Raw genomic sequence first — 19790 nt, 5'->3', positions numbered from 1 at the left:
CGAAATATGTTTTTATGAACTTTTGTATTTGAACCCTGTAAAATCCCATTTTTTAATAGTAGCACAATAACAGCGCTTGTCAATTTTATAGTACATATCTTTTGATGGTTTCTAAAAAAGTTGAAGCTATTCCTGTGAAACATATTTTGAGACCTTTGCAAAAGCACCCTGATCACTCTTTTCTGTATTGTCCTGTCTGCACGGAGTTACTGCCTGCTTCGCTCTACCGGCAAAAGCCGAAATCCAGTAAACTCAATCAATAGATTCCTCGAAGCTCTGCTTCGGGTAGTTCATTAACTTCTGGATACCGGTTTTCACCGGCATGACGGGATTTTTGGAATTTTGTTAGGATTATAAAGGCAGGTACAAACCATGTGTATTTATGAATTCAATCAATAGATTCCTCGAAGCTCTGCTTCGGGGCAGCCACATTCCCTCGCCCCTTGTGGGAGAGAGCAGGGTGAGGGGGAATAATTATGTTCCCATTCCTCTGATACCTGGCAGTTCTGCTGCGGGGAGGTTCAATTTCTTACCCAACTTTCTCTCAACTGACTCAACCTTCTGTATGATTCTCCCGCTTTTCCCTTTCCTGACGTCAAGCTTTATGGTTGAGTAAACCCTGTTGCAGTCGGATTCAAGTCGCTTATACGCCCCGTTTATGATATTGAATGCCTCTTCAAGTGTTTCCACCTCGAATATAGTGCCCATGGATGTCAGTTCGTACGGGGTATTGTTCCCGTCCATCATTCTGATGATTCTGCTCACATATTCGCTTATACTATCCCCCTTATCTGTGGGGAACATGGCAAACTCGACCAGGACAGACATCATGCCTCCTTAATTTTATGGCGTATTCATGAACACCTATCGTATTTTCGGATTTTTGCCAGGATTTTTGCTGACAACTTTTTTCTTGGCAGCAGGCTGCTTCTGGACAGGCATATCGGCTTTTTCTTTTCTTGCTTTGATGATCTCCATTTCATTATTCAGTTGAGCCAGATCAGACTTTAATTTATCATTTTCTTTATTAATACGTTCAATTTTTGCCTCCATTGCTGTCATCTCCGACCGAAGGGCTGCAGTGTCTATGCTGCTTACTATCTTATGTAAGTATATTAAACTTTCGTCCATGTCAATTATTTTCGTCCGCATAAAAGCAGTTGCAGCTCCGATTATAATTATCAGAATAAAGGTTATGGGTAGGAACACAGGCAAAAGATGCTTTATTTTTGCAACAGCGCTATTCTCTCCAACTTTTTCTTTTGGCTTCCACTGCTCTTCAGCCATTTTAAAGAAATCATCGTCAATGTTTATTTGCTTTTCGGTATCATCTATTTTCATCTGCTACAATCCCCTTGAATACAAATAATTTATTTTCAACATTACAATATTACTTTTAATACAGCTTTTTAATGGTGTATACTATCAAAATATTGTTTAAAGTAAAAGGGTTAATATTATGAGTCTTCTGTAACACATTATAATAACACGATAATATTTGTGTATAATATCCTTTTTAAAAAGGCATAAGATTGAACAATAAAGACAAGGCAAAAGAAGTGTCGGTGCAAGAGCTGGAAGAGATGCAGGCACGCATTGCTGTACTTGAGAAAAAAATTGCCGAGCACAAGCTTGTAGACAAGGCACTCCAAGGCTCGGAAGAACTGCTGAGATTGATCCTTACCCTTTCGACAAATTTTATCATCCTTTCTCCGGACGATATAGACGATGGTATAAACGATGTGTTGAAGGCAATAGGCAGTTTTGCCAAGGTTGACAGGAGCTATGTTTTTCAATTTGATAAAGACGGACTTGAAATGAGCAATACCCACGAGTGGTGTGCAGAGGGGATTGCTCATAAAATACAGGATCTTCAGCGTGTATCGGTAAACAACCTCCCCTGGTTTTGTGAGAAGATAAAAGGTTTTGAAGTGATTCATATCCCTGACGTTAAGGAACTTCCGCTTGAAGCCATAGCAGAGAAGAAGGAGTTTATGCGGGAGGATATCCAGTCCATTGTTGCTGTGCCGATTGTGTCAGGCTACTCAATCGTGGGTTTCCTCGGATTTGACAGTGTCTGCTCAAAAAAGAGATGGCCCGAAGATACAATTTCACTCCTTAAAATTGTAGGGGAAATCTTTGCCTATGCCCTGTCGAGAAAGCAGATGATGGAGGCGATAGGTGAGAGCGAATCAAAGTACAAGACACTTTTTGAACATGCCAATGACCCCATATTGCTTATGAAAGGGGATGCTTTTGTTGATTGCAACACAAAAACGCTGGAGACATTCGGATGTACATATGAGCAGATCGTCGGACAGCCTCCATACCGATTTTCGCCGCTCTTTCAGCCAGCCGGGGAAAATTCAAGAGAAAAAGCCATTGAAAAGATAAAGGATGCCCTGAATGGTGAGCCACAGCATTTCGAATGGAAGCACTGTCGTTATGATGGGACTACATTTGATGCAGAAGTGAGCCTCAACCTGATTATGTTTGGTGGTGAGGCTTTTATCCAGGCGATTATCCGTGATGTGACCGAGCGGAAAATGGCGGAAGAATTGTTCAGAACCCTGGCAAACAGTTCATCTGCCGGTGTTTATATTGTGCAGGACGACAAGTTTCAATTTGTCAACCCCTGTTTTCAGCAAATTACAGGGTACAGTGAGGATGAGATAGTGGGCGCGGATGCTCTTGCGCTTGTGATAGATGAAGACAAAAAAGCGGTAAAAGATAATGCCTTGAAAATGTTACGGGGTGAACAGCTATCCGCTTTTGAAATCAGGGTTTCCGCAAAAGCAGAAGAAACCAGGTGGATTCTTGTAACGGTTACGTCCATACAATACAAAGGAAAACAGGCAGTTCTCGGAAATTTTATTGATGTAACAGACCGTAATAAAACAGAATTGCTTCTAAAGGAATCGGAAGAACGATATCGCGTTCTCACCGAGAAATCCCTTGTCGGCGTGTATCTGGTTCAGGATAATATTTTCCGATATGTGAATCCGGCCTTTGCCCATATTCTTGGTTATGAGCCTGTTGAAATGATCGGCAAGCGGGGGCCTATGGATTTTCTGGTCCTCGAGGACCGTGAAAAAGCTGAAGAGAGCATCCGTATGAGGAAAAACGGTGAAACAGACGGTATGCTTCTTGAAGTGAGCATAATACGGAAAGACGGGGCAGTCCGGAGGATTGAGGTATATGGATCCCGCGCAATATACAACGGCAGGCCTGCAGAGCTTGGGACACTTCTTGATGTAACGGAAAAAAAACAACTGGAAACACAATTGCAGACCATGTCAATGAAGGATGAACTGACGAATCTTTATAACCGCCGCGGTTTTTTTACCATTTCCGAGCAGCAAATAAAGATTGCGAATCGTACAAAAATGGAGATGCTCTGCTTTTTTATTGATCTTGACGGCATGAAATGGATAAATGATACCCTGGGCCACAAAGAAGGCGATGACGCGCTTGTCATGACTGCATCCATACTCAAGGAAACCTTCCGGGAAGCGGATGTAGTGGGGCGCATCGGCGGAGACGAATTTGCCGTATTTGCAGTCGGTACGAGTATGGCGGGCACAGTTTTACTTGTAAAACGTCTTCAAAGGCATATTGATGACTATAACATACAGGCAGGTAAACCATACAAACTATCTTTGAGCATCGGCGTGGCATGTTATAACCCGGAAAACCCGCAATCCATCGATGAGCTTATATCAACGGCAGATGCTCTTATGTATAAAGAAAAAAAAGAAAAGCATCTGCAACGAACGGGGATTGGCCCGATAAATCACTAAAACATTTACAACAATTGACAGATGTAGTCAGGGGTTGTATGTTTCCTTTTATGTTTGATAAGATACGTGAATCTATACAATCGGTTTTCGAGCGTGACCCTGCTGCGAGGAATATCCTTGAAATAGTCTTATGCTATCCCGGTTTTCATGCAATCCTGTTTTACAGAATCAGTAACTGGTTTTGGGTCCATAAGCTGTATTTGCCAGGAAGATTGATCTCCCATGTAGGAAGATTCTTAACAGGCATTGAGATACATCCCGGTGCAAAGATCGGCAGAAAGTTTTTTATTGACCATGGCATGGGGGTGGTTATCGGAGAGACGTCGGAAATAGGAGATAATGTTACACTGTACCACGGTGTTACGCTTGGAGGGACAACATGGAAGAAGATAAAGAGACACCCCACCATAGGAAATAATGTGGTTATCGGCGCCGGTGCAAAGGTCCTGGGACCTATTAGTATAGGGGATAATTCAAAGATAGGCGCCAATTCGGTTGTTGTAAATGAAATACCGCCCAACTCGATTGTGGTGGGTATCCCCGGCAAGGTAGTATTCAGGGTTGAGGGGGAAATGCGTATCCAGATGGACAGCGCATTCATGCCCGACCCTCAAGCACGGGCCATCGGTTCACTTATTGAGAGGGTAAAACGGCTTGAAGAGAAGCTGAGCGGAGAGGAAAAGGCTAAGGACGGAGGATAAGAGGTATAGTTAGTTTCCATCCGTTTTTGCCAAAGGCGGGACAGCCATCTATCGCATGAACGTGAAAAACGAGCGTCATAATGTACGAGGAAAGATTCTACAGAAATATATCGAAGCCACGTGACATGCTTAGTTACGAGGTAAAACTTAAGGAAACGGACCTCTTTTGCTGCACAAAAACTGATTTAAGGGCCTGCATAGAAGAACGGGTGATTTTTTACCGGCATCAACTTGAAACATATATCAAATACAGGCCTGAGTTTAAGGAAAGTCTGACACCTGTTAAAACCGATATCTTTGCCCCGGGGATTGTGCGGGAGATGATCGAGGCATCGAAGCTCATAGGAGTTGGGCCTATGGCTTGTGTTGCCGGAGCAATCGCAGAATATGTGGGGAGGGATATCGCCGCATTGACAGACGAATATATTGTTGAAAACGGCGGGGATATTTGCCTTAAAACAGACCATGAGAGAGTTGTGCTCATTTATGCAAAAGATTCGCCTTACAGTGAGAAGATAGGAGTCAAGCTGAAAGGAAGGGATGCGCCCTATGGAGTCTGCACCTCTTCGGGAACAATAGGGCACTCATTAAGCTTTGGTAATGCTGATACGGCATGTATTGTAGGAGATTCTTCCCTTTTTGCAGATGGACTTGCAACTTATGTTGGAAATATTGTAAAAAAAAGGGATGATGTACAGGTTGCCATAGAAAAAGGCAAGACATATCCGGGTATAAGCGGTATATTGATTATCATCGGTGATCACCTTGGTGTCTGGGGTGATATTGAGATAATAAAGGTATAGAGAAATTTCTGATTTCTAAATTCAGCATGAATCACCCCGAAGCCTGCTTCGGGTTATGAGACCCGAGGGTAATTAATTTAATATGTGAGGTTTATTATGAAAAAGCGGTTCATAATTAGGTTTAAAAGGGAAGCCATCGATAAGCCCGTCATATACAGACTGGCGAAGGATTACGATTTAATTTTTAATATCCTCAGGGCAAACCTCTCACCCAGGGCTGATTCGATGATGGTGCTGGAGATCGAAGGCACAGATGAAAATTTTAATCAAGGCATGGAATACCTGACGAGCATGAATCTTGATATGGAGCCGATAGAACAGGATATAAAAAGGGATGAGACAAAGTGTGTGCACTGTGGTGTATGCACGAGCGTATGCACCCCGAATGCATTGTCTATAAACAGAGAAGACATGAAGGTTGAATTTGATTACGAAAAATGTGTTGCCTGTGAATTATGTGTAAGGGCCTGTCCGGTAAGAGCAATGAATGTATATTTTGATTAGAGGAAGGTATGAAGAGGATATATTTAGACAATAATGCAACGACGCCTATACATCCTGAAGTAGCTGAATTTGTGGAACCTTTCTGGAAGGGGTTATTCGGCAACCCTTCGAGCCTTCACTGGGCAGGCAGAGAAGTCAGGGGATATTATGACAGGGCGCAAGAGCAGGTTGCAGGGTTTATTAATGCCCAGCCCGGCGAGATTGTTTTTACAAGCTGTGGAACGGAAAGCGATAATCATGCTATCAAAGGTACGGCCTATGTAAAAAAAGATCAGGGGCGGCATATCATTACGACAAAGGTTGAACACCCCGGTGTTTTGAATGCATGTAAATATCTTGAAACAAGGGGATATGAAGTTACGTACCTTCCTGTTGACATTCATGGAAGGCTTGAGCCGGGAGATGTAAAAAAGGCAATACGGGATGACACTATCCTTATTTCTGTCATGTATGCAAATAATGAAACAGGAACATTGTTGCCCATCAAAGAGATCGGTGAGATAGCACATGACAGAGGGATCATTTTTCACTCCGATATGGTTCAGGCCATAGGGAAGATAGAGATTGACATGCATGCATTGAATGTAGATCTGGCAAGCTTTTCAGGCCACAAGGTATATGCGCCGAAGGGTGTTGGCGCGTTATATATAAAGGAAGGGCTGGATATAGACAATCTTATTCATGGCGGCCATCAGGAAGCCGGTAGAAGGGCGGGCACAGAAAACATGATCGGTATTGCTGCCCTCGGTAAGGCCTGCGAGTTGATGCAGGAGGAGATGGCAACAGAGAACGGAAAGGTTGAGGTGTTGAGAAAGAAGCTGTTTGAAGGCATCACGGATAGTATCGATCATGTGAGGCTGAATGGACACCCTGAACACAGGCTACCCAATACACTTAATATAAGCATTGAGTATGTGGAGGCTGAATCGCTGCTTATTGCACTTGATTTCAACGGTGTTGCAGTTTCCTCGGGCTCTGCCTGTTCCTCGGGCTCGACAGAACCGTCCCATGTGCTTCTTTCTATGAACATACCTCCCGAAATATGTCAGAGCGCAATCAGGATGAGCCTTGGAAGGGAAAACACCGAGGAAGATGTCGATTATGTCCTTTCCATTATGCCGGGGGTTGTGGCCAGACTGAGAGAGATATCGCCGTTTTATAAAAGATGAGTGCTCCGGCTTACGCCGGGAAGATGAACCCGCGCCTTGCCGCGGGCATACTTTCATCTGAATAAAGAGGATGCAATGGTAGTTAAAAAGCTGAATAATAGACCAAGGAAGTGCCTACTACCAGACGCCTCATGAGGTGTTTCGTCAGGCTCTAAGTGGTCCACTTTGAAGTGGAATTCACCTTTCCTTAACGGTTTGTGTTACCCGAATGGGCTAATGATCTGCCTTTTCCTATAGACAAATTCGGAATTTGGTAGTAAAATATTCCGCGCTAATGAGCAAGTTGTTATCCGGTTTATCACAATAACTTTCTGTTTATCGCAATAACTTTTGTTTATTTATTACAATAACTTTTGGAGGATTTAACCATGGACAAGCTCATGTCAGCTGAACAAGCAGTAGGTCTAATCAAGAACGGTGACACCATCAACGTTGTGGCGTCCGGTGGTGGTTTTCAGGATGCCGATATGGTTTATGCGGCTCTTGAAAAGAGGTTCCTGGAAACAGGTGAGCCCAAAGACTGTACTTTCGTACATATCACAGGCGTTGGCGGCCGGAATTTCTTACATGGCGAGGGCCGCGAATCCGGCATGGGCTACTTCGCCCACAAAGGTCTGGTCAAAAGGATTGTCGGCGGCCATTGGCGCTGGTCCAGAGTAATGGGAAGACTGGCACTGGATGAGGAAATCGAAGCATACAACCTGCCACAGGGTGTTCTGTCGCTCCTGATGCGCGAGATTGCTGCACACCGGGTTGGACTCATCACACCTGTAGGACTGAGGACCTGTGTGGATCCTCGAGTTGAAGGTGGAAAGTTGAACAAGAGGGCCCAGTCAGAAGATCTTGTCGAACTGATCATTATACACGGCCGCGAGATGCTCCTTTACAAGGCTTTCCCAATCAATGTTTGTATTGTCCGTGGTACTACGGCTGATGAAGACGGGAACATCTCCGTTGAGCTGGAAGCGCTCGACCTGCACATGTTGCCGGCAGCACAGGCGACATACAACAGCGGCGGAATCGTCATTGCCCAGGTAAAACGCATCGCCAAAAGAGGCACCCTGAATCCCCGTATGGTTCGAGTACCGGCGCATATGGTTACTGCAGTGGTTCAGGATCCCAATCAGTGGCAGACATATAATGCGGAGTATGATCCGGGCCTCTGCGGTCATATTAAAGTTCCTGTGAGCGCCATTGCCCCCCTTGACTTCGGCCTTCGGAAATTAGTTGCCCGGAGAGCTGCTCTGGAACTAAAAGCAGGCGCGGTTGTAAATCTGGGAATCGGCATAGCAGATGGTATCGGAAATGTGGCAAGCGAAGAAGGAATTATCGATGATTTTATCTTCAGTATCGAGATGGGCATTGTCGGCGGAATACCGACCAAAGGCGTACAATTCGGTGCAGCATGGAATCCTGAGTGCATAATGAGCATGCCTTCCCAGTTTGATTTCTATCACGGCGGCGGTTTGGATTTTGGATGTCTCGGGATGGGTCAAATGGACGAACATGGAAACGTCAATGTGAGCAAGCTCGGCACGGATATTACCGGCACCGGAGGTTTCATTGACATCTCACAGAATGCGAAAAACGTGGTCTTTTGCGCCCCCTTTATGAATGGCAAACCACAGATCGAGATGAAAGACGGGAAACTTAACATCATCAAAGATGGTGCGGGCAGAAAATTCTTGAAAAATGTAGATCAGATCACCTTCAGCGGTAAATACGCCACTGAAACAAATCAGAATGTGGTTTATGTTACCGAACGGGCTGTCTTCAAATTAGAGAATGGCAAGGTGGTTCTGAAGGAAATCGCTCCGGGCATAGATTTGCAGAAAGATGTTCTTGCACAAATGGATTTTGCCCCTGTAGTCGCTGATGACTTGAAGACTATGGATGCTGCTATCTTTAAGCCGGAAAAAATGTTGAAGAACAATCCGGACATTTTCAAGGGTTTTCCTAAAAAACATAAAAAGCATTAGATCAAGAACTTGGACTTGCCGTCGGGGGAGGCGGGACATCCCGCATTCTCCGACGGCAAGTCCTATTCTTCATAACGTATTGGTTCTTTTGAGAGGTCGGGCATATACCCAAGCTCTCTCGATATTGATCGAGACGCCTCCAACAGTCGCTGAATGGTGTTTCCCACGGTATATTCTTTTACCTGGAACACGGGCTGGGCAGCACCGAGAGCTGCCACGACGTTACCGGAGAAATCCATGATCGGCACCCCGATACCAAACAATCCCTCCACAACCTCATCCTGTTCCATGTAGTAACCTTTCCTTTTTGCCTCATCAAGTTTCTTCATGATCCGACGGATGCCGGTAACTGTCTCGCCCGGAATCTTGGTCGGCGGATATAACTTCAGAAGGCGTTCTTTCTCCTTGTTATCCATATAAGCAAGAAGAATCATTCCAAGCATGCCGAGGTAGGGCGGTCTCTTGAGGCCTATGTGAGAAGCAACGCGGATAATGCTGTCCATCTCCCTCTTGTCGATGTAAAGGAGTTCGTCATCCTTTATTACACCAAGGAGGATTGTGGCTTTGAGGTTGTTGGAAAGACTGTCCATATATGGCGCTGCTGCCTTACGGACAGAAATAGACGAATAGACGATACCCCCGAGTTCGAGAAAACGGAAACCAAGACTGTATTTTTCCTGTGCCGGATCATACTTAAAGAAACCGGCACTCTCAAAGGTCTTGAGTATTTTAAAAACTGTAGTCTTGGGTATCCCTGTCCTCTTGCCTATGTCAGAGAGTGTGAATGCATCCTCCTTATAAGTGTAAAGGTCAAGTATTTTTACCACCTTCTCTAAAACTTTTATACTGTATTGCTCTTCCATTGCTCTTCATTAAACTACGTTCAATACCTTAACACAAGAAGGTATTGTAAAATTTCGGTTCTTTCATATTTAAGTTGCATTTATAGTACCCAATCCTGGGTTTAAGAGCCTACAATACTGATGAATCTTCAACCGGAAGTAGTCGATGTCTTTATACCCATAGTCATTTGTTTTAATCCTTTGATCTTGTTATTGAACTCCTCGGAGATGGCAGAGCTTATTTTTTTCTTATTCTTAAATATACTGTTTCTTGTCGGTAAAGCTCTGCCCTCTGTGCCAATATATACGAGACACTTTCCACTCAATAGTTTAGGCTATAAGGGCGGTATTGTATAGCAAGATTTTTCTTGAAATGCACGGCTACAAGTGATAATCCAATAAAAAGATTGCTTTTACATGGGTGAATCTGCGGCTAACTACCGACCCAGATGCAGGATTAACGAACGAAATATGTCTTAATTGAAGGAGGCTCACTAATGTACGATACGCTTCATTTTGACCTGGACGGAACAATCGGCACACTGACGCTAGACGTTCCCGGAAAACTGAACGCCCACACGAAAAAAATGCGGCAGGAGCTGCTCCATTTTTGGCGCGAACGTCAAAATAATCAGGACGAGTGCCGTGTTGTGATTATGACCGGTAAAGGAAAGGCCTTCTGCTCCGGTTCGGATATCTACGAGATGGATGACGAGTACCGCCCATTCTACAAACAGAATGTAGAGGAACTCTACACCTTCCAGAACCAGATCTCGGAGGTAATCCTTATGATGCGGCGCGCCCCGCAACCGATTGTCGGTGCCATACATGGATGGGCTGCAGGCGGAGGATTCAGCTTCGCGCTGGCATGTGACATCAGGGTTGCCGACCCGACGGCCAAATTCCTTGCCGCCTATATAAATATCGGATTGACAGCCGCTGATATGGGCAGCAGTTTCCACTTTCCTCGTCAGGTACCTCTCGGAATCGCCGCCGAATACCTTCTAACCGGTGAGACGATGGATGCCGACACCGCCTACCGTTACGGCCTGGTGAATTATATTGTGCCCGAGGGGCAGGTCATGGAGAAAGCCCGGGAGTTGGCGGACAGGATGGTCACCAAATCGGTCCTAGGTTTACAGATGACCAAAGAGGCGATCAATCAGAATATCTCGGCCAGTCTGGAGGCGGCGCTTTACCTGGAAAACAGGAACCAGGTACTCTGTCTCGGCTCGAAACCGATCCAGAACCCGTTCAAGAAGCGGGGCAAGAAGTAAAAGTGTCGTATAAGGAGCCCTTCTCAGGATTGTCGTATATGCCCCTCATCATGTCTTGCCAGGCGGCCTTTGTGCAAAGGCTCCCTTTATGATAATTATAGCAACGTAATATAAATTTGAATATCGGCATGTTGATGAATTCGCTATAGGCCATTTACTTACAAACAGTCGGTGCCATCCTTACGGTGTCGGTGGTTACCCGCATTTTCACTCGAAAATCAATAACATGCAATTGATTTAGTTAATTTTCTTATTGATTTTTCGCACTGTTAGAAAAACCAAGGAGACGTTCTTTAAAAAATAAATATCCTTCCCCCGCCAAAAAGAAATACTTCCTATCGTGTTGCCCCTTTTTCTTTCCATATTGTTTGCCTTCGTCAAATAGAAACCTTTTCCTCCAAACTTCATAAAAATGCAAGGCAATTTTTGTCTGCAACTTTGGAATTGTTCATGCATATGGAACTGATATATTATTTTCTATGTTTCTCAACAATTCCGTAGACATCTTTTCGATGAATGATCCCGAGAATGAGAATCTCGTTAGCCTGAATTTTGAAAACAATTCTGTATGTACGTCGTAGGATCGCAAGGCGAAGCAGACCGCCGCAGATCAGAATTCCCGAACATGCCGCTGACCGGCAAAGAGAAAACCATGAGGAAATTCTAAAAAAGTTGACAAGCGCTGCCTTCGTGGGCTATTCTAAAACGTTTAACTGATAAGAGTCCGACAAAACTTTAAATGTTTAAGGTAGTTGCTTATAAATGAAGGCTTATATAAATATTGATCAGGAACGCTGCAAGGGATGCTTGCTCTGTATGGAGTTTTGTCCCAAGCAGGCCATAATCCTCTCGAATACACTTAATGCTAAAGGATATTTTGTTGCCTCTTTTGAGGCAATAAAGGAGTGCACGGGCTGTGCTACCTGTGCGGTCATGTGTCCGGAAACGGCTATTGAGGTGTATAAAAGTTGAGAAAGCTGATGAGCGGCAATGCCGCACTCGGAGAGGCAGCGGTACTCGCGGGATGCAACTGTTACTTCGGTTATCCCATAACCCCCCAGAACGAACTTACAGAACATATGGCAAAGAGAGTTCCTGAAACAGGCGGGGTTTTTATCCAATCCGAGAGTGAGATTGCTGCAATCAACATGGTCCTGGGGGCAAGCGTGGCAGGCGCGCGCGCAATGACATCATCAAGCAGCCCCGGCATCAGTCTAAAGCAGGAAGGCATCTCCTATCTTGCCGCAGACGAACTTCCGGCAGTAATTGTTAATATGGTGAGAGGGGGCCCGGGCATGGGCAATATATCTCCGGCTCAATCAGACTATTTACAGGCTACCCGCGGCGGCGGTCACGGAGATTATAAGACAATTGTTCTCGCACCGGCTTCAGTGCAGGAACTTGCCGATTTAGTTCCCGTTGCTTTTGATCTTGCCGATGAATACAGGAACCCTGTGATTATACTAGGCGACGGCATGCTCGGTCAGATGATGGAACCGGTAAATTTTGACAATATCAAACCGAAGAAGGATTATCCGAAGGATTATATCCTGACAGGCGCGAAAGGAAGACCTTCGAGGATGATCCGCTCACTCCTTTTTGATACAAAGGAAGAAGAAGAGCATAACTGGAAGCTCTTCCGCAAATATCAGCGCATGGAGCAAAACGAGGTCCGGTATGAAACATTTCTCATTGATGATGCAGAGATGATAATTATTGCTTATGGTATTGCGGCGCGGATTGCAAAAGGAGCGATTAAGAGACTCCGCCAGGAGAACCTGAAGGTCGGCATGATCCGCCCTATAACGGTCTGGCCCTTCCCAATGAAGGTTATTCAGGAAGCAGCGCAACAGGTCAATGATTTTTTCGTTTTTGAAATGAGCACCGGTCAATTGATAGAAGATGTAAAGCTTGCTTTAAACGGCAAAGGACATATTCACTTTTACGGCAGGCCCGGCGGCGTTATTCCCACACCTGTTGAGTTATCCCGCATCGTATCACGCCACTGTTATCAGGCAGCACACCGGAGGAAAAAATAGTGAAACCGGTCTACACCCGCCCGAAATCTCTCAAAGAAGCCCATTTTCACTACTGTCCCGGATGTGGTCACGGCATAATAAATCGTCTTATTGCCGAGATAGTGGATGAGATGGAACTCAGGGACACAATCATATGTGTTGCGCCTGCCGGATGCGGCATGCTCCTCTATAATTATTTTGATATAGATACACTTGAATCTGCTCACGGCAGGGGCGCTGCCGTTGCAACCGGCATAAAAAGGACAAGGCCTGAGAATCTCGTTTTCTCATATCAGGGAGATGGCGATCTTGCTGCTATCGGAACCGCTGAAGGTTTTCATGCTGCGAACAGGGGCGAGCTGATTACGGTGATTTTCGTGAATAATGGCGTTTACGGTATGACCGGAGGACAGATGGCGCCGACAACCCTGCATAAACAGGTAACAACAACAACTCCTTTGGGGAGGGATTCACGTCTGGCAGGACATCCGGTAAAGATCTGTGAGGTTTTTGCGCTTCTTGAAGGCACGTCTTATCTTGAACGTGTAGCAGTAAATAAGCCTTCGGCAATCATTAAAGCGAAAAAGGCCATTGCGAAGGCATTTCAGCATCAGTTAAAGGGTACAGGCTTTTCGCTTGTTGAAATACTTTCCCCATGTCCGACAAACTGGAAGATGAGTCCTGTTGAATCTTGTAAGTGGATTGATGAAGTAATGAGCAAGCAATTCCCCTTGGGTGTTATTAAAGAGGTGCCATGCTGATAAGAACGATTTTTTCGGGATTCGGTGGCCAGGGCGTACTCTCTATGGGTTTTACCCTTGCGAACGCGGCGATGTTTGAAGGCAAATATGTTACATACCTGCCCTCCTACGGCGTAGAGGTACGAGGCGGGACTGCGAATTGTACGGTTGTGGTGTCTGATGAAGAAATTGCCTCGCCGGTTGCATCGGAACCGGATTTTGTTGTTGCCATGAACCAGCCTTCATTCGCGCGTTTTCAGAGCATCCTTCAGTCAGGCGGCCTTCTCTGCGCGAATTCTTCGATTGTGGATACATCGGCTGCCAGAAGAGATATTGAGGTTTTAAACATACCGACAAGTGAGCTTGCAGAAAAGCTCGGAACAATAAAGGTTGCCAATATGATTATGCTGGGTGCATTTATAAGGGCAAGTGATATTATTTCCTTTGAGTTTGTGATAAAATATCTCTCCGAAATACTTGGGGAGGGAAAGTCAAAACTGATAAAGATGAACAAGGAAGCTCTCGATCTTGGTTTTAACTATGTGAATGAGTAACTGCCCGGCTTAAGAGGCAGGGGAAGCCTTAGCTTCTGACAGGCTATATAAAGGAGTAGAAAAATGGTCATCAAACAGATATCAATCAGCCTTGAAAATACACCTGGCGCATTGTCAGCCGTAAGCGAGATTCTTGGTCGGGAAGGTGTGAATATCCGCGCCATATCCGTTGCCGATACTTCGGATATCAGCACGGTCCGTTTTGTTGTTGATGACCCGACAAAAGCAAAGAACATTTTAAAAGCTAACGGGTATTCCCCGAAGGAAACGGATGTCCTCGCTGTTGAGACCCCTGATCATGCAGGAGGATTGAATGCGGTACTTAAACCGTTAAAAAATGCAGGTATAAATGTCCACTACCTGTACCCCCATCTTGGAAGGCTAAGCAACAGCGCAATCGTGATACTCGGGGTAGATAATACAGAGGAAGCACAGAAAGTATTAAAACAGAATTGGGTTCACACCGTCGGAAAAGAAGTATACAACATATAATATCAATTCGCCTTCAATCATATAACTTCGTTAACTCATCGTCACACTTGCCGGGGACAGCCCGAGACCGATACTTATCCTAATGGAAAATGTGGGTTAATGTATACGCTGAAAATTGCGATAATATTATTATGATGAGAAATTGGAAATTACTTGCAGGCCCTCTTGTAATTGTCGTTATTTTCGTTGTATTTTTTGTATTTTTCTTCAATAAAAAAGTTCCTGGACCTCCAAAACCTCCGCAAAAGAAGGTTGAGCTGCCAGCGCCAAAACTCGCTGAACTGCTGCCGACAAAACCCGTTGAAACACTGAAGCAAGATGCGTATGAGGTTAAAGAAGAGACAAAAACAAAGGACAATGAAAAAGAGATTACAAAAGAGCATAAAAGAGAGATTGTCAGAGAGAAGAAGGAGCTTCCCGGAAAACCAAAATTGCCTGTAACGACTATTGCTCCAAATACAATAGCAAAAAAACCGCCACAGATAGTTGATTTTGATAAGCTCAACCGTGAATTCAACTCATACGGTCTGAGCGTGTGGGCATCGGAATTGATAAATAATGGAATTCTTTTGAATGGTTATGTGAAAAGTGAAAGAGAGAAGGCTGCTGCTCTGTCCATTGCCCGGCGATATGGTTCAAATATTACAGATATGATTAACATTGTTACGGTCTACAACGTCGAAGAGTCCGAAAACAAGCGTGTTAATCAACCGCTTCCTTTCAGCAGATAATCATCTTAAAACAAATCACTCCATTTCAGTCCAGCATCTCCCTGATCTTGTCGGACAGTATTTCAATACGAAAGGGTTTTTGGAGGAATCCGTTGCAGCCGCGGTCCAGAATTTCCTGGGCCTGATCGTTGATGCTGTAACCACTGGAAAGAACAACCTTTATATCAGGGTTGATCTCCTTGAGACGGTCGAAGGTTTCTCCTCCGGATATTCCCGGCATAATCATGTCCAGAAGGACCATGTTAATTTCGTTTCTCTTTTCCATGTAAACAGCAATCGCCTCCTTACCGCTCACGGCCGTATAGACCCGGTACCCCAAGGACTCCAGAAGCGCCCGGCTAACTTCCAGAACCATATTTTCATCATCCACCATAAGGATCGTTTCCGTGCCTCTTTTGATTGTCCCGGTTGCTGTCCTTTCCTTAACTACTTCCTTCTCCGAAACGGGCAGATAGATATTGAATGTAGCCCCGTGCCCTGGTTTACTGTAGACGTTTATTATGCCCCCGTGACCCTTGATAATCCCATAGACCGTTGCCAGTCCCAGGCCTGTCCCTCTTCCCATTTCTTTTGTCGTGAAAAAGGGATCAAAAATCCGCTCCTTCGTCTTCTCGTCCATCCCTGTACCGGTATCGGTCATGGATATCTTGATATATTGTCCAGGCTTGACAGAATAGTAAATTGCCTGTTCATCATCCAGGAGAACATTCTCAGTCTCCAGATATATTTCCCCGCCACCGGGCATGGCCTGCCAGGCATTCACATACAGATTCATAAATACCTGCTCCATTTGTCCCCGGTCAACCTCCACGGTCCGGAGATTTTTCCCGTATTTCCGATGGATGGAGATTTCCTTTTTGGTTCTCCCGAACATGGAAGAGGTATTTTCAAGAATGTCGTTCATATCGGCGGGTTTCACCTCATATTTTCCCCCACGGGCAAACCCCAGCAACTGCTTCGTTAAATCTGCTCCGCTTTGCACCTGTTCCTCAATCCGTTTGAGTCTCTCATAATGGGGATGGGAGGGATCGAGGTCCAGCAATGTTAGAGAAGCATAGCCCTGAATCCCCATGAGCAGATTGTTGAAGTCGTGGGCGATTCCGCCGGCAAGGGTGCCAATGGCCTCCATTTTATCTGCATTTTGCAAGCGCTCCCGTAGCTTTTGCCGCTCCTCCTCGGCTTGCTTGCGCCCGGTAATGTCGTGGAACGTCCATATCCTCCCATAGTGGTATCCGTCCTCGCCCAGAACAGGAGCCGAGTATCGGTCCAAAACCATACCGCTTTTAAATTCAATCTCGTCACGGCTGGTCTCGTATGGGTGCTCGTAAAGGTGCTTGACCTTCTCAATGAATTGCTCAGGATGCCTGACCAGGCCTACAACATATTTAAGCAGAACTGCGTCATCCTCATCATCCAGAATATACTGTGGGACACTCCACAAATCGGCGATTCGACGGTTAATAACGATCCTTCTCTGATTCTCATCTACCACAAGTATACCATCGATAGATGTGTTCACCTGCGCTTCGAGTAAGGCCGTTTTCCATCGTAGCACATTCTCGGCCTGTTTTTGTTCGGTGATATCAACAAAAGTAGATAACATCGCAATCGGTTCACCCGAAGAACCGGTAACAAGGCTGGCAGAATATTGGATGTTAAAAAGAGACCCATCATTTCGTATTGCAACAGATTCGCCAAGACTAAAGCCTTTTCCTTTGATAGCATCAATTATGTGAATTATTTCGTCTTTATCAGAGTCGAGATCAGCAACATTAATATTAAGTGCTTCTTGATTTGTGTATCCCCACATACGCAAAAAAGCATCATTCACATATGTTATGTTACCATTGAGGTCCGATATCACAACTGCATTGAACGATGAAGCAATGGCACGGTCTTTAATATGGAGTTCTAACTCTGCCCGTTTGCGTCCGGTGATGTCAATGCCTACTCCCACGAAAAAATCAAAATCACCTTCTTTGCGAACCACGGTCCGGCCATACCATTCAACAAGATATGTCCTGCCGGATTTGCTTTTGATCCGGTTTTCATTGACTGTTGCTTTGCCTTCATTAATAATCTGCTGAAAGACCAGGGCGAGCATTTCGCGGTCTTCTTCTGGCACAAAAGTGTTCAGGTAGTCGACTCCTGTAACTTCCTCTTTAGTATATTCGAGGGCATCCAATAGCGCCTGGTTCATCATCAGGGTCTTCCCGTCAAAGCCAATAGCCACGATTAATGCAGGTGAGGTGTCGAGAAGTAACTGGCTGAATCTCTGTTCCTTGCGAAACTTGGCTTCGCTCTCCCGGAGCGCCTCCTCCGCACGACGGCGCTTTTCCTCTTCCCGTATGATGAACCAGGCCTTTAACCCATAGTGAGAAAACAGAACACCACCCAGCAATAGAAATCCGATAATGATAATGAGCCTGTTCCGGAAACCATCCAGGGAAGACAGAACCTCATCTTCTGATGAGGCGACAACAATAGACCAAAAAGTATTACCAATGGTTATGGGCATGTATACGGCATGTTTCTTTACAATATCCACCGTCTCTCCTCGAATCTTATCAAAGGTATATACGGTGGCGCCCTCATGTCTTTTGAGCATATCCTGAGCCATAGCCAGGATGGAGGGAAAATCCTTGCAGTTCTCGAAGACCGAATTTCCTACGTGACCGGGTATGGGACAGAAGAGTTCTGTTCCATCCCTGCTTATTACCCAGGCATATCCTGTCTTACCGATCCTTATGACTTCGAGGTATCGTTTTGCCATTGATTGAAAATTCACATTTATGCCGATTGTGCCCTGATAGGTCTTATCCTTAAAGACAGGCACCTGAACAGCAATAGCACTATACCCTTGCACTGTAGAGAATACATCACTGATGACAGGTTTATGGGTATGCCGGATCTCGCGAACATGCTTCTGGGAAGAGATGTCCCTGCCGATGGCATTTCGGTCATAAGGGAACGTGTAAATAATCCTGCCGCTTGCATCTACCCTCGTAATAGCTCTAATGAGTTCACTATTTGCCTTGTAGAGGGTTTCAATATTATCCTTGCCCGTCTTATCCATATTTTTGATATGGCTCGTTTCAGAGAGTACGGTCAGGGTTGTTGTCCAGCTTGTAAAAAAATCTTCGATTCCCCGGGTTGCCTGTCTGGCATAAAGCAACTGCTCGGTATTCAGGTTTTTGATTGATTCCTGCTTGGCTTTTTCATAAAAAGATGTGAAGAGCAAACCGCACATAACAATAAAGAAAGTAAAAACAAGAAGTATGTGTCTTATGTTCATCGTCAATCCTTTTCTAATAAATCAACGTCTCCTTAATACTTGCACCGGCATGATTAGATATCATATTGTTCTTTCCTCTTATCCTTATATTTGATTATATCTCAAGGGCTGTTAATTGCAATTAGAAATATACAACATTTAAGAATTAATAATTCCGGGGATTACCAGTAAGTAACGGTGTGTCCAGGGCAAAAACCGCGCAGGGAGCATGGAGCAAAACAATGTTCCGGCCGTATCGAACGAGAAAACTCAGTAAACCCCGGATTCTTAATCTCTTGAGTTTTGGCTTGGCGCCCTGATATAATACGCCACGTATGTTCGATCCAGCTCAGGTCCCGTCCTGCATAACTATCCCCGATGACATGCATATCGAATACCCTCCTGTAAACACCCCGGAAAAAATTAAATCATTTTTCGGGAAAACAGGTAAATGGTGGGGCACATGGACAAGCCCACAGGTAAAAGGCAGTTATGATGCCGTTCTCGTGATAAAACAGATTAAAAACCTGGAAGAAGCCGATATAGCCTACCTAACGTCTGATTTTCCTAAATGGTATACAGAAAAGAGTCTCTGGGAGACCACCGCAAAATTTCTGAAAAAAGAGAACGGCAGGACGTCCCTTCTGATACCCTACAACCCGTGGCACACGCACATTGAATGCTGGTTCGAGGGTAAAGTGTTTGTGGGGGTTATATATAACCGATTTATGCTTTCGCGCATTAACTGGAAGCCACTGCCTTAGTTAAAACCAATTGTTTATTCTGTTTCTCTTCCCGAATCAAACATGACATCATCGGGTAATTCATCAACATCTCCGGCAATGGCAGGAAAATGTTTTGTAAGCAGTTCCCCTGCTTCCATAATGGCTTCGCAGAGAGCATCAC

At 44.9% G+C, this 19790-nt stretch carries 19 protein-coding genes; 15 read left to right on the top strand and 4 right to left on the bottom strand.

Annotation, left to right across the window (positions count from 1 at the left end):
- Positions 1 to 474: 474 nt before the first annotated feature.
- Both NT178_09170 and NT178_09165 read right to left on the bottom strand, forming a co-directional pair.
- Positions 475 to 828, bottom strand: a complete 354-nt coding sequence (locus NT178_09170) for an MTH1187 family thiamine-binding protein (protein ID MCX5812699.1) — start codon at positions 826 to 828, stop codon at positions 475 to 477.
- A gap of 36 nt (positions 829 to 864) precedes the next feature.
- Positions 865 to 1341: a hypothetical protein gene (locus NT178_09165; GenBank protein ID MCX5812698.1), complete on the bottom strand. Its 477-nt coding sequence runs from the start codon at positions 1339 to 1341 to the stop codon at positions 865 to 867.
- A gap of 191 nt (positions 1342 to 1532) precedes the next feature.
- On the opposite strand from NT178_09165, the gene NT178_09160 reads away from it, so the two are divergent.
- From NT178_09160 to NT178_09135, 6 genes are all read left to right on the top strand, one after another.
- Positions 1533 to 3800: a PAS domain S-box protein gene (locus NT178_09160; GenBank protein ID MCX5812697.1), complete on the top strand. Its 2268-nt coding sequence runs from the start codon at positions 1533 to 1535 to the stop codon at positions 3798 to 3800.
- Positions 3801 to 3850: 50 nt separating this feature from the next.
- A complete protein-coding gene (gene cysE, locus NT178_09155; GenBank protein MCX5812696.1) occupies positions 3851 to 4501 on the top strand; it encodes a serine O-acetyltransferase in 651 nt (216 codons plus the stop codon).
- 80 nt (positions 4502 to 4581) lie between these two features.
- A complete protein-coding gene (locus NT178_09150) occupies positions 4582 to 5304 on the top strand; it encodes a UPF0280 family protein (GenBank protein MCX5812695.1) in 723 nt (240 codons plus the stop codon).
- A 96-nt stretch (positions 5305 to 5400) separates the two neighbouring features.
- Positions 5401 to 5808 carry a 4Fe-4S binding protein gene (locus tag NT178_09145; GenBank protein MCX5812694.1) on the top strand — a complete coding sequence of 136 codons (408 nt, stop codon included), beginning with the start codon at positions 5401 to 5403 and terminating at the stop codon, positions 5806 to 5808.
- An 8-nt stretch (positions 5809 to 5816) separates the two neighbouring features.
- Complete coding sequence (gene nifS, locus NT178_09140) at positions 5817 to 6977, top strand: cysteine desulfurase NifS (GenBank protein MCX5812693.1); 1161 nt, start codon at positions 5817 to 5819, stop codon at positions 6975 to 6977.
- A 368-nt stretch (positions 6978 to 7345) separates the two neighbouring features.
- Positions 7346 to 8956 carry an acyl CoA:acetate/3-ketoacid CoA transferase gene (locus tag NT178_09135; GenBank protein MCX5812692.1) on the top strand — a complete coding sequence of 537 codons (1611 nt, stop codon included), beginning with the start codon at positions 7346 to 7348 and terminating at the stop codon, positions 8954 to 8956.
- A 62-nt stretch (positions 8957 to 9018) separates the two neighbouring features.
- On the opposite strand, the gene NT178_09130 is transcribed toward NT178_09135, so the two are convergent.
- The gene (locus NT178_09130) at positions 9019 to 9819 is read right to left on the bottom strand and encodes an IclR family transcriptional regulator (protein MCX5812691.1); all 801 of its coding nucleotides are present in this window, start codon (positions 9817 to 9819) and stop codon (positions 9019 to 9021) included.
- Positions 9820 to 10295: 476 nt separating this feature from the next.
- Here NT178_09130 and NT178_09125 point away from each other — a divergent pair, with 476 nt between their 5' ends.
- The 8 genes from NT178_09125 to NT178_09090 all read left to right on the top strand — a co-directional run bounded on the left by NT178_09125 (position 10296) and on the right by NT178_09090 (position 15610).
- A complete protein-coding gene (locus NT178_09125) occupies positions 10296 to 11075 on the top strand; it encodes an enoyl-CoA hydratase/isomerase family protein (protein MCX5812690.1) in 780 nt (259 codons plus the stop codon).
- A gap of 552 nt (positions 11076 to 11627) precedes the next feature.
- Entirely contained in the window at positions 11628 to 11792 is a 165-nt protein-coding gene (locus tag NT178_09120; protein ID MCX5812689.1) for a hypothetical protein, read from the top strand.
- Positions 11793 to 11837: 45 nt separating this feature from the next.
- Positions 11838 to 12047, top strand: a complete 210-nt coding sequence (locus tag NT178_09115) for a 4Fe-4S binding protein (protein ID MCX5812688.1) — start codon at positions 11838 to 11840, stop codon at positions 12045 to 12047.
- An 8-nt stretch (positions 12048 to 12055) separates the two neighbouring features.
- Complete coding sequence (locus NT178_09110) at positions 12056 to 13114, top strand: 3-methyl-2-oxobutanoate dehydrogenase subunit VorB (GenBank protein MCX5812687.1); 1059 nt, start codon at positions 12056 to 12058, stop codon at positions 13112 to 13114.
- Positions 13114 to 13854 carry a thiamine pyrophosphate-dependent enzyme gene (locus tag NT178_09105; GenBank protein ID MCX5812686.1) on the top strand — a complete coding sequence of 247 codons (741 nt, stop codon included), beginning with the start codon at positions 13114 to 13116 and terminating at the stop codon, positions 13852 to 13854. Before NT178_09110 ends, NT178_09105 begins: the two co-directional genes overlap by 1 nt.
- A complete protein-coding gene (locus tag NT178_09100) occupies positions 13848 to 14387 on the top strand; it encodes a 2-oxoacid:acceptor oxidoreductase family protein (protein ID MCX5812685.1) in 540 nt (179 codons plus the stop codon). Before NT178_09105 ends, NT178_09100 begins: the two co-directional genes overlap by 7 nt.
- 63 nt (positions 14388 to 14450) lie before the next feature.
- Positions 14451 to 14879: an ACT domain-containing protein gene (locus NT178_09095; GenBank protein MCX5812684.1), complete on the top strand. Its 429-nt coding sequence runs from the start codon at positions 14451 to 14453 to the stop codon at positions 14877 to 14879.
- Positions 14880 to 15010: 131 nt separating this feature from the next.
- On the top strand, positions 15011 to 15610 hold the full coding sequence (locus NT178_09090) for a hypothetical protein (protein ID MCX5812683.1): 600 nt from the start codon (positions 15011 to 15013) through the stop codon (positions 15608 to 15610).
- Positions 15611 to 15635: 25 nt separating this feature from the next.
- Here the strand turns inward: NT178_09090 and NT178_09085 are convergent, their stop codons facing one another.
- The gene (locus NT178_09085) at positions 15636 to 18905 is read right to left on the bottom strand and encodes a PAS domain S-box protein (GenBank protein ID MCX5812682.1); all 3270 of its coding nucleotides are present in this window, start codon (positions 18903 to 18905) and stop codon (positions 15636 to 15638) included.
- Between the two features lie 314 nt (positions 18906 to 19219).
- On the opposite strand from NT178_09085, the gene NT178_09080 reads away from it, so the two are divergent.
- Positions 19220 to 19648: a hypothetical protein gene (locus NT178_09080; protein MCX5812681.1), complete on the top strand. Its 429-nt coding sequence runs from the start codon at positions 19220 to 19222 to the stop codon at positions 19646 to 19648.
- Positions 19649 to 19790 lie beyond the last annotated feature (142 nt).

This window comes from Pseudomonadota bacterium (assembly GCA_026388255.1).
Lineage (GTDB): Bacteria > Desulfobacterota > Syntrophorhabdia > Syntrophorhabdales > Syntrophorhabdaceae > JAPLKB01.
Note: the sequence above shows the minus strand (reverse complement) of the source record. Positions and strands in the feature narration are given on the sequence as shown.